Annotated in this window: 7 protein-coding genes; 5 read left to right on the top strand and 2 right to left on the bottom strand. The window is 70.0% G+C overall.

All coding sequences use genetic code 11. The features are described from left to right. Positions 1 to 282, bottom strand: a 282-nt coding sequence (locus tag AC1DYN_RS30300; RefSeq protein ID WP_477966123.1) for a porin, incomplete at its 3' end; no start/stop codon positions are given. A 274-nt stretch (positions 283 to 556) separates the two neighbouring features. Here AC1DYN_RS30300 and aroC point away from each other — a divergent pair. The 5 genes from aroC to AC1DYN_RS30275 all read left to right on the top strand — a co-directional run bounded on the left by aroC (position 557) and on the right by AC1DYN_RS30275 (position 8,612). Then, positions 557 to 1,645, top strand: coding sequence for a chorismate synthase (gene aroC / locus AC1DYN_RS30295; RefSeq protein WP_477966121.1), 1,089 nt, complete (start codon positions 557 to 559; stop codon positions 1,643 to 1,645). 100 nt (positions 1,646 to 1,745) lie between these two features. After that, positions 1,746 to 2,942, top strand: a complete 1,197-nt coding sequence (locus AC1DYN_RS30290) for an Ig-like domain-containing protein (protein WP_477966119.1) — start codon at positions 1,746 to 1,748, stop codon at positions 2,940 to 2,942. Between the two features lie 31 nt (positions 2,943 to 2,973). Further along, positions 2,974 to 3,996, top strand: coding sequence for an aldo/keto reductase (locus AC1DYN_RS30285; protein ID WP_477966117.1), 1,023 nt, complete (start codon positions 2,974 to 2,976; stop codon positions 3,994 to 3,996). A 180-nt stretch (positions 3,997 to 4,176) separates the two neighbouring features. Further along, positions 4,177 to 5,391: an efflux RND transporter periplasmic adaptor subunit gene (locus tag AC1DYN_RS30280; protein ID WP_477966115.1), complete on the top strand. Its 1,215-nt coding sequence runs from the start codon at positions 4,177 to 4,179 to the stop codon at positions 5,389 to 5,391. Between the two features lie 17 nt (positions 5,392 to 5,408). After that, positions 5,409 to 8,612 (top strand): efflux RND transporter permease subunit, encoded by a 3,204-nt coding sequence (locus AC1DYN_RS30275; RefSeq protein ID WP_477966113.1) that lies wholly within the window; start codon positions 5,409 to 5,411, stop codon positions 8,610 to 8,612. A gap of 30 nt (positions 8,613 to 8,642) precedes the next feature. Here the strand turns inward: AC1DYN_RS30275 and AC1DYN_RS30270 are convergent. Next, positions 8,643 to 9,077, bottom strand: a 435-nt coding sequence (locus AC1DYN_RS30270; protein WP_477966111.1) for a PqiC family protein, incomplete at its 5' end; no start/stop codon positions are given.

Here is a 9,077-nt window from a genome sequence, read left to right as displayed (position 1 = left end):
CTGGCCGTTGGTGCCGTCGTCCAGGTTGACGCCGCTTTCGAGCACGGCCAGGGCACGCAGGCCGCCGCCCAGGTCTTCGGTCACGCGGATGCCGAAGCGCGAGCCCGACAGGCCGCCCGATTGCACGCGGCTCAGCTTGGCCGCGCCGTCGGCGATCTGCACGTAGGCATCGGCAACGCCGTACAGCGTCACGTTGGTGGTGGATTGTTGAGCGTCTTGAGCATGGGCTGCGGCAGACGCGGCCAGCGCGACGGCGGTCACAGCAAAGGTGGCGAACTTCATTCGATTCTTCTCCGATCAGTAGACAGACCCCTTGTCCCACAGGCACGCGACAGGTCTCGACTGCGTGGCAGACACCGACCGGCGCTGCGTCTTGGGCCGCATCCTAGGGTTGACCCTGAGCCGGAAACAGCCCGCATCCGGCAACTCGGCATTGCGGAATGAGCAACAACGCTCCTCTTGAAGGGCGGCGATGCGCTCCCAAGGGGCGAACCCTTAAACTTCAAGTCCGCCTTCGCATCAACATGTGTCGGCACTTTCCTTCACCAAGGTCCCCATGTCCGGCAGCACCCTCGGCACCCTGTTCCGCGTCACCAACTTCGGCGAGTCGCACGGCACGGCCATCGGCTGCGTGATCGATGGCTGCCCCCCGGGCATGGTGCTGAGCGAGGCCGACATCCAGCCCGAGCTCGATCGCCGCCGCCCCGGCACCTCGCGCCACGTGACGCAGCGCAACGAGCCCGACGCGGTCGAGATCCTGTCGGGCGTCTACGAGGGCAAGACCACCGGCACGCCGATCTGCCTGCTGATCCGCAACACCGACCAGCGCAGCAAGGACTACGGCAACATCCTGCAGACCTTCCGTCCGGGGCATGCCGACTACACCTACTGGCACAAGTACGGCATCCGCGATCCGCGCGGCGGCGGGCGCGCGTCGGCCCGGCTGACGGCGCCGATGGTCGGGGCCGGCGCGGTGGCGCGCAAATGGCTGAAGGAACAGTACGGCACCGGATTCCGCGGCCACATGACGCAGCTGGGCGAGCTGGAGATCCCGTTCGAAGGGCACGAGCACGTCGGCGACAACCCGTTCTTTGCCGCCAACGTGTCGAAGATCGCCGAGCTGGAGGCCTACATGGATGCGCTGCGCAAGTCCGGCGATTCGGTCGGCGCGCGCATCCGGGTCGAGGCGACGAAGGTGCCGGTGGGCCTGGGCGAGCCGTTGTTCGACAAGCTCGATGCCGAGATCGCCTACGCGATGATGGGCATCAACGCCGTCAAGGGCGTCGAGATCGGCGCCGGTTTCGCGAGCGTCGCGCAGCGCGGCACGACGCATGGCGACGAGCTGACGCCGCAGGGCTTCCGCAGCAACAACGCCGGCGGCGTGCTGGGCGGCATCAGCACCGGCCAGGACATCACCGTCAACATCGCGATCAAGCCGACCAGCTCGATCCACAGCCCGCGCGATTCGATCGACCTGCAGGGCCACCCGACCGTGGTGCAGACGCACGGCCGGCACGACCCCTGCGTCGGCATCCGCGCGACGCCGATCGCCGAGGCGATGCTGGCGCTGGTGCTGATGGACCACGCGCTGCGCCACCGGGCCCAATGCGGCGACGTCCGCGTCGAGACGCCGAAGATCGCGTAGCCCGGGTGCCCATCCGGGAACCCATGTGACATGAATCGTCGCAACAACCTGCCGGAACATCGCGAAACCGGGGGGATCACTCCTTGCTTTGGTCGTGGCCATGAAGCTGCAACACGCCATCGCCCTGGTCTTCAGCCTTCTCCTCGCCGCCTGCGGCGGTGGCAGTGACGACGGCAGTCCCGCCGCCGCCCCACCGGCCGAAACCGATACCCAATCCCCCACCATCGCGCTCGCCGCCGACACGCTCAGCCTCACCAGCGCCGGCAGCGTCAAGCTGACCGCGAGCGCCAGCGACAACGTCGCCGTCACCGCGGTCGAGTTCTACGACGGCAGCGCCCGGCTCGCCGCCGACGCCGGCAACCCGAACAGCGCCACCGTCGCGCTGGACGCCGGCGACAACGGCAGCCACGTCTTCAAGGCCGTCGCGCGCGATGCCGCCGGCAACAGCACCACCAGCGCCACGGTGACCGTCACGGTGGCCGTGCCGGCGACCCCGGCGGCCCAGCCCTCGCAGCGCCAGCTGAAGAAGAGCTTCACCTCGCTCGACGGCAAGCTGCCCGTCTGGTACTGGGAATACCTGCCGGCCGACTACGCGACCAGCACCAAGACCTACCCGCTGCTGGTGTTCTTCCACGGCGCCGGCGAGACCGGCGCGGCCGATGGCTCGCAGCTCGACACCGTGAAGCGGCACGGCCCGCCGAAGCTGGTCGCGGCCAACAACGACATGTGCTTCGACACCCCCGCCGGGCGGCAGTGCTTCATCGTCGTGTCGCCGCAGGACAGCCGCGGCTGGTGGAACGTCAACGACACCGCCGGCATGCTGGCCCATGCGATCAAGACCTACCGCGTCGACCCGAAGCGCATCTACGTGACCGGCCTGTCGATGGGCGGCGGCGCCACCTGGACCCTGGCGACCGCGTCGGTGGCCGGCTCGTCGCCCAAGGCCTGGTGGGCGTCGCAGATCGCCGCGCTGGTGCCGATCGCCGGTGCGGCCGATCCGAAGGGCGCGAACAGCGGCATCTGCAACGCGATGGTCGCCAACAACCTGCCGGTGTTCGCCTTCCACGGCACGTCCGACACCACGGTGCTGCCGGCGCTGTCGCAGGGCTGGGTCGACAAGCTGAACAAGGCCACCACGGCCGATGGCTACACCTGCGCCAATGCCGTCAACCCGGCGGCGAAGCTGACGCTGTACCCGAACGTCGGCCACGACTCGTGGACCCGCACCTACGACCCGGCCACGCAGGTGGAGACCGGCAGGAACATCTACCAGTGGATGCTTGCCCACACGCGCTGAAGGCCGGGCCGCAGGCGCTACGCTGGCGCCCATGAAAACCGTCCGACTCGGCCGCTCCGGCCTGCAGGTATCGCGCATCGCGCTGGGCATGATGACCTACGGCCGCCCCGACTGGCGGCCCTGGGTGCTCGACGAGGCCGCCAGCCGGCCGCTGGTGAAACGCGCCGTCGAGCTGGGCATCAACTTCTTCGACACCGCCGACATGTACTCGTCCGGCGAGAGCGAGGTGCTGACCGGCCGCTTCGTGCGCGAGTTCTGCCAGCGCGACCAGGTCGTCATCGCGAGCAAGGTCTACTACCTGGTCGACATGGCCTACCGCAACGCGGCCACCGCGTTCGACAAGGCGCCGCCCAACCTCGGCGGCCTCGGCCGCAAGAAGATCTTCCATGCGGTCGACGCGAGCCTTGCGCGCCTGCAGACCGACTACATCGACCTGTACCAGATCCACCGCTTCGACCCGCACACGCCGGTCGAGGAGACCATGGAAGCGCTGCACGACCTGGTGAAGGCCGGCAAGGTGCGCTACCTGGGCGCGAGCTCGATGTGGGCCTGGCAGTTCGCGAAGATGCAGGAGGCGGCGCGCCGCCATGGCTGGACGCCGTTCGTCAGCATGCAGAACCACTACAACCTCGCCTACCGCGAGGAAGAGCGCGAGATGATCCCGCTGTGCCGCGACCAGGGCATCGGCGTGATCCCGTGGAGCCCGCTGGCCCGCGGCTTCCTGGCCGGCAACCGCGGCCGCGACGACAAGGCCGGCGGCCAGACGGCACGCGCGCAGACCGACAACATCGCGCAGAACATGTACTACCGCGACAGCGACTTCCAGACTGTCGAGCGCTTGAAGGCGCTGGCCGCGCAGCGCGGCGTCAGCCCGGCGACGCTCGCCTACGCGTGGCTGCTGCACCAGCCCGGCGTCACCGCGCCCATCATCGGCGCGAGCAAGCTGCCGCAGCTGGACGAGGCGGTCGCGGCGGCCGAGCTGGCGCTGTCGGCCGATGAGCTGCAGGCACTCGGCGAGGGCTACGAACCGCACCCTGTCGCCGGGCATTCGTAGCCCGGATGCCAATCCGGGACCGCGGCCTCGTTTGACGCACGAACCCGGATTGGCATCCGGGCTGCCGCCCACCCCCGAGTTCCGCCGTTTCGTCGGGCCGGTCCACGGCTCGCCCCTTCCAATCTGCAGTCTGTCGCACCGGCTGTCGGAGCGCGCAGGGGCGAACCTACACTGCCGCCCATGAATACACCAAGCAATGACCTGGGCGGGGGATCACGGGCCTCCAGGCGCAAGAAACTCTGGCTCGGCGGCGCGATCGGCGCCGTGGCCGTCGTCGGCCTCGTGCTGGCCCTGGCACCGCGGCTGAGCAACGGCTCGAAAGAGGCTGCCGGCAAGAAGGATGCGGCCGCCGTGACGCTCGAATTCGTCGCCGCCGAGGTGGTACAGCCCACGCTGGCCGCGATGCCGCTGGTGGTGGAATTCTCCGGCCCGCTGGTGGCCCCGCGCACTGCCGTCGTGCGCGCCAAGGCGACCGGCACGCTGCTCGGGCTGAAGGTGGCCGAAGGCAGCCGCGTCAAGGCGGGCCAGGTGCTCGGCGAGATCGACCTGTCCGACCTGCAAAGCCGCGTCGCCGACCGCTCGGCCAGCGTCGAATCGGCGCAGGCTTCGCTGATCGAGGCCGAACGCCAGCACGCCGCCAACGTCGGCCTGTCGGCGCAGAACTTCATCTCGCCGACTGCGCTGCAGTCGTCGCAGGCCCGGCTCGACGCCGCGCGCGCGCAGCTCAAGTCGGCGCAGGCCCAGCTCGCCACCACGCGCGTCGGCGTCAAGGAGGCGGCGCTGGTGTCGCCGATCTCGGGCATCGTCGGCAAGCGCCACGTGGTGCCCGGCGAGAAGGTCAGCGCCGAGCAGCAGCTGCTGACGGTGGTCGACCTGGCGACGCTCGAACTCGCCGGCAGCGTTGGCACGCACGAGGTGTCGCTGCTGAAGGCCGGCCAGCCGGTGCAGGTGCAGGTCGAAGGGCAGGGCCAGCCGGTGCCGGGCCGCATCGACCGCATCGCGCCGGCCGCCGAGGCCGGCACGCGCGCCATCGGCGTCGTCGTGGTGCTGGACAACCGCCAGGAGACCTTCCGCGCCGGCCAGTACGCCCAGGCGCACGTGGTGCTGCCCGACGACAGCCGGCGCATGACGCTGCCGATCGGCGCGGTCGGCCAGGCCTCGGGCCAGGACTTCGTGTGGACGCTGGAGAAGGACGCGCTGGTGCGCCGCATCGTGATCACCGGCCGCAAGGACCCGGCGCAGGACCGCATCGAGATCACCAAGGGCCTGCCGGCCGACAGCCGCGTGCTGGGCGCGCGCTTCGACAACCTGCGCGAGGGCCAGCCGGCCAGGATCGTCACGCAGCGCAGCGCCCCCAAGGCGGCTGGCGCGGCGTCCGCGATCGCCTCGTCCTGAGCCGGGGGATCGAAGCCATGTGGTTCACCCGCGTCTCCATCAACAACCCCGTCTTCGCGACCATGGTCATGGCCGCGCTGTGCGTGCTGGGGCTGTTCTCGTACAGCCAGCTGCGCGTCGAGCGCCTGCCCGACATCTCGCCGCCCATCGTCTTCGTCAGCGTGGCCTACCCCGGGGCGTCGCCCGACGCCACCGAGACCGAGCTGACGCGCCCGATCGAGCTCGCGCTGAACGGCATCGCCGGCGTGAAGATGATCCGCTCGAACAGCTTCGAGGGCCGCAGCGAGACCGTGGTCGAGTTCCAGCTCAGCGCCGACATGACGCGCGCGGTGCAGGACGTGCGCGACAAGGTGGCGGCGGTGCAGCCGGCCTTCCCGCGCGACGCGAAGACGCCGTTCGTCTCGCGCTTCGACGGCGACAACGCCCAGCCCACCGTCTACCTGTCGCTGCTGGCGCCCGACCGCAGCGCGCGCGAGCTGTCGCTGCTGGCCGACCAGGTGGTGCGCAAGCGCCTGGAGCGCGTGGGCGGCGTGGCCCGCGTCGACGTCGGCGGCATGACGGTGCGCCAGGTGCGCATCGACCTCGACCCGCAGCGCCTGCGCGCCTACCAGCTGACGCCGGCCGACGTGTCGGCGGCGCTGCAGCGCGCCAACACCGACATGCCGGTCGGCCTGCTCAGCAGCCCGAAGGAAGACGCCATCGTGCGCGTCGAGGGCAAGGTGCGCGAGGCCAAGGCCTTCGGCGACGTCGTCGTCGCGTCGCGCAACAACATGGTGGTGCGGCTGTCCGACCTGGGCGAGCTGGTCGAGCGCGAGCGCGAGCCCGATTCGCTGTCGCGCGTCGACGGCGTGCCGGCGATCTCGTTCCAGGTCTTCAAGCAGCAGGACGCCAACATCGTCGAGACCGGCAACGGCGTGAAGGAGGCGGCCGAGGAGCTGCGCAAGAACCTGCCGCCGGGCGTCGAGATGCGCCTGGTGTACGCCGACAGCGACTGGGTCGAGCGCAGCCTGTCGGGCGTCAAGCACACGCTGGTCGAGGGCGCGCTGCTGACGATCGCGATCGTGTTCCTGTTCCTGCACAGCTGGCGCAGCACGGTGATCACCGGCCTCACGCTGCCGATCGCGGTGATCTCGTCGTTCATCGCGGTGTACGCGTTCGGCTTCACGCTGAACTTCATGACGATGATGGCGCTGAGCCTGTGCATCGGGCTGCTGATCGACGATGCGATCGTGGTGCGCGAGAACATCGTGCGCCACGTGCACATGGGCAAGGACCACGTGCAGGCGGCGCGCGAGGGCACCGAGGAGATCGGCCTGGCGGTGATGGCGACCACCTTCGCGATCTGCGCGGTGTTCGTGCCGGTGGCCTTCATGAAGGGCATCGTCGGCAAGTTCTTCTTCCCGTTCGGCGTCACGGTGGCGGTGGCGGTGCTGGTGTCGCTGTTCGTCAGCTTCACGCTCGACCCGATGCTGTCCAGCATCTGGCGCGACCCGCCCACCCACCGGTTGGCACGGCTGCCGGTGCTGGGCCACCTGATGCGCTGGACCGACCGCGGCATGGACGTGCTGCACGTCGTCTACGAGGACGTGATCCATTGGGTTTTCTCGGGCCGGCGCTACCGCGTGTTCGTGCCGCCGGTGCCCGTCTTCGGCCGGCCGTTCGATGCGCAGGGCCGGCGCGACCGTGCGCAGCCGCGCGTGCTGCGCCTGGCGACGCTGACGCCGCGCGGGCTGGTGCTGTGGGGAGCGGTCGGCAGCTTCGTGCTGGCGCTCGGCATCTCGACGCGGATCGGCAGCGAGTTCATCCCCGAGGCCGACAACAGCTACATCCAGCTCAACGTCACACTGCCGGTGGGCACCAGCCTGCAGCGCGCGAGCGCCAAGCTGGCCCAGGTGGAGCAGGTGGTGGCCGGCATGAGCGAGGTGCGCATGACCTCGACGACGATCGGCGACACCGGCAACGGCAGCCGCAACTCGGCGCTGCTCGGCATCCAGCTGGTCAAGCCGCACGAGCGCAAGCGCAAGCAGAGCGAGGTGGAAGGCGCGCTGCGCGACGCGCTGAAGCCGATCCCCGGCGTCGAGATCACGGTCGGGCAGCAGCCGATCTACGTGGCGCTGCTCGGGCCCGATCCGCAGGTGCTCGAGACCGAGGTGCAGCGCCTGGCCGACAAGGTGGCCAAGGTGCCGGGCATCGCCGACCTGACCACCTCGGTGAAGCCGGGGCTGCCGGCCTATGCGGTGCGGCTGAAGGCGGACGCGGTGCGCGAGCTGGGCCTGACCAGCAGCCAGCTGGCGGCCAGCCTGCGCGCTTTCGTGAACGGCGACGTCGCGACCTTCTGGACCTCGCCGGACGGCGAGCAGGTCGACGTGGAGCTGCGGCTCCCGCAGGCCTCGCGCGAGAACGTCTCGCAGCTCGACAACCTGCCGGTCGCGTATGCGAAGGACGGCACGCCGATCGCGCTGTCGCGCGTGGCCGACATCGTGCCGGTGGTCAACCCGCTGGTGATCAAGCGCCAGGACCTGCAGCGCCGGCAGGCGATCTATGCCGGCACGCAGGGACGGCCGAGCGGCGACGTGGGCGCCGACGTGCAGAAGATCGTCAAGGAGACGCAGCTGCCGCCAGGCTACCGCTTCGACGTCGGCGGGCAGACCAAGGACCAGGCCGAGGCGCTCAGCGGCATCGTGATGGCGCTGGCGGCGGCGATCATCTTCATCTACATCGTGCTGGCATCGCAGTTCGGCAGCTTCCTGCAGCCGCTGGCGATCATGGTCTCGCTGCCGCTGGCGCTGCTGGGCGTGATGCTGGCGCTGTGGGTCACGAACTCGACGCTGAACCTGTTCTCGATGATCGGGCTGGTGATGCTGATGGGCCTGGTGACGAAGAACGCGATCCTGCTGGTGGACTTCGCCAACCATTCGCGCAAGGCGGGCCTGGGCATGACCGAGGCGCTGCTGCAGGCCGGGCTGGTGCGGATGCGGCCGATCATCATGACCACCGCGGCGATGGTGTTCGGCATGCTGCCGCTGGCGCTGGCGCTCGACGAGGGCGGCGAGATCCAGGCGTCGATGGGGCGGGCCATCATCGGCGGCGTGATCACGTCGACCTTGCTGACGCTGATCGTGGTGCCGGTGATGTATTCGTATCTGGGGCGAGAGCGGAAGAAGAAGCCGGTGCACGACGAGGCCGCCGGCCCGGTGTTCCACGACATCATCGCCAAGTGACGGACGATCCCCGGATGCCAGTCCGGGATCTCAGCAGGACACGGCGCCGCCGCGCTCCAGGCCGAGCAGGCGCTCGCCGATCTGGTCGGCCAGCCGCTGCACCGCACGCCGATGGGCAGCGGCGATGGCCGGCACGTCGCCGGCCGCCGCTTCATGCAGGCGGCTCGTGCAGCCCAGCGTGCGCACCGGCGCCGCCACCGACGTCACCGACCAGGCCGCCTCCAGCCACGCCTCGCGCCCGACGACCGATTCGAAGCGCTGCACCTCGATGCGCAGGCGCCAGCCGCTTGCCGGCCCGGGCCGCGTGCGCGCATCGACCGCGTTGAAGCGCTCGGCCAGCCGCGCCATCACGGCGGCCCGCAGTTCGTCGCGCAGCGGCGCGATCCAGCGCTCGTCCTCCATCACGCGCAGGCTGTCGTCCGCGGCGCGCAGCACCCACTGCGGCTGGTCGACCGCCGCCGGCAC

This window comes from Rhizobacter sp. P2_D12 (genome assembly GCF_056404395.1).
Note: the sequence above shows the minus strand (reverse complement) of the source record. Positions and strands in the feature narration are given on the sequence as shown.

Excerpts from the sequence above, each read along its gene's own strand:
- aroC (WP_477966121.1), top strand. The coding sequence starts at position 557 with ATGTCCGGCAGCACCCTCGGCACCCTGTTCCGCGTCACCAACTTCGGC.
- AC1DYN_RS30275 (WP_477966113.1), top strand. The coding sequence starts at position 5,409 with ATGTGGTTCACCCGCGTCTCCATCAACAACCCCGTCTTCGCGACCATG.
- AC1DYN_RS30285 (WP_477966117.1), top strand. The coding sequence starts at position 2,974 with ATGAAAACCGTCCGACTCGGCCGCTCCGGCCTGCAGGTATCGCGCATC.
- AC1DYN_RS30290 (WP_477966119.1), top strand. The coding sequence starts at position 1,746 with ATGAAGCTGCAACACGCCATCGCCCTGGTCTTCAGCCTTCTCCTCGCC.
- AC1DYN_RS30280 (WP_477966115.1), top strand. The coding sequence starts at position 4,177 with ATGAATACACCAAGCAATGACCTGGGCGGGGGATCACGGGCCTCCAGG.